The sequence below is a fragment of the Desulfofundulus sp. genome (assembly GCF_049701015.1).
Lineage (GTDB): Bacteria > Bacillota > Desulfotomaculia > Desulfotomaculales > Desulfovirgulaceae > Desulfofundulus.
This window is the reverse complement of the sequence record NZ_JBNATZ010000388.1, coordinates 1-1,590: the sequence shown is the minus strand read 5'-3', so window position 1 is coordinate 1,590 and position 1,590 is coordinate 1. Positions and strand designations below refer to the sequence as shown.

Below are 1,590 nucleotides of genomic sequence, written 5' to 3'. Positions count from 1 at the left end.
TCTTTAAGCTTTTGGAGTGAAAGTGTCACAGCAGGTATGCTCCGACTGACTGCACTTCTTGTTGTCGGTTGAAGATCTTACCTCAATGCCATCAGCACGGCATTCCATATTGCTATTATAGGCGCATTCTTCAATGTGACACCTTGTTACTTTTGACATCGTTATTCACCTCCTGGAAGGATAGGTTGGCCCACCTGATCTTGTTTTATGCGTCTCCAGAACGTGCTCAAGAAGCATGGGTGGGATATGGGAATTGCGCGTTTGTGATTGTGAAGGCAATTTCAGGGACCATGGCAACCAGGCGTGGCCGTCACTGTCTGATTTCAGACACTTTTGATTGAAATCAAACAACAGCTTCCCCCCTTATCCCGTTAAACTCCGGGATATTTCTTTTTTGACCAGGCCGTCCCGTTGTCTGTTTTCAGACAACGTGCTTTCCCAAAACCCTTTTCTTTGAACCACAAAAATATGGTACAAAAAATGCTATGTCCTCTTAGTGAGTCTTTTCACATTTCTTCATGCCTACCAGGGCGCCGTCAGAACAGCACAAAAAGCGGTTCAAATGCTCTTAAGAATAAATTTTTTGGGCCGTTATGTGCTTGGAGTTACAAGCACAAAGTCCCGCCAGAAATTGGTCAAGTGAGGTGATAAGACCATGGCTGAAGAAGATGCACTGCAGCTATTTTTTAATAACCGTTCAAAGGGCTCCCGGCATGTTGCCGGACACAAAAGCAGGAAAATCAGGGCAGTCCGCGAGCTTAAAAATTTCCTCGATTGGTTCGAGTCCTGGCTGCAAAGCGAAGAAAGTTCTGAAGTAGAACGGGTCACCCCGGCACAAAAAGAAAAGACTTTTGACCAGTTTCTGGACGAAGTGCTGAACGAGGCGGAGCACATCCTGGCGGAGCAAAACATCGAACTCACATACGCTCTGCCGGGGCAAAACCTGGGGATCAGCGAACCATGGAAATGCGTCAAGGTCTTTCGCAACAGCAACATCTATTACCGCATCGGTCGTACCCAGCCGCGCAAAGGTAAGTACCAGGGACAGAAGATTTTAGTTATCGACCTGGTAATGGACGGCCATAAAAAGCAGGTCTTCCTGCCCCTTCTGGAACTCAAGGCGGAAATCGAAAAACGACTGGGTACTGTACTGGAAAGGGAACCGGTTGGAGTTGAAGTAGCGGGCAAATACAGGTTGAAAGTAATCCTGCCGTATGAAATTGTACTCAAAGGCGATACTCAACTGGCGGCGCGAAAGCTGGCGGAGTTTATCGCCGTAACCAAACCGCTGATTAACGAGTTGGGCATTCAGTAATACCCCGTGGTACGAAGTGTCTGGAACGCGAAAGGAGGGAGAATGGCAGAGACAGGTTGGTAATCAGGCCGCAAGAACAGAGCACAAGCATTGATAATCCTGGAAGTAATTCTCAAGTAACAGGAATCTCTGGTTATGATAATGGCAGTGAAGCGGAGGGATGAAAATCATGTTCGACTGGCTGTCTTCCTTCACAGGGAGTAGTCTGGTGGCTAAGGCGACCGCAGCCGTAACCACTACTGGAACAGCTGTGAGCGCAGCCGCCGGAACTCCCG

The 1,590-nt window shown here is 48.2% G+C and carries 2 protein-coding genes; one reads left to right on the top strand and one right to left on the bottom strand.

Annotated elements, in window-relative coordinates:
* Positions 1-3 precede the first annotated feature (3 nt).
* Positions 4-159, bottom strand: coding sequence for a DUF1540 domain-containing protein (locus ACPLUI_RS14715; RefSeq protein ID WP_424660988.1), 156 nt, complete (start codon positions 157-159; stop codon positions 4-6).
* Positions 160-655: 496 nt separating this feature from the next.
* Between ACPLUI_RS14715 and ACPLUI_RS14710 the strand changes: the two genes are divergently transcribed.
* Positions 656-1,315, top strand: coding sequence for a hypothetical protein (locus ACPLUI_RS14710; RefSeq protein WP_424660987.1), 660 nt, complete (start codon positions 656-658; stop codon positions 1,313-1,315).
* The last annotated feature ends 275 nt before the right edge of the window (positions 1,316-1,590 follow it).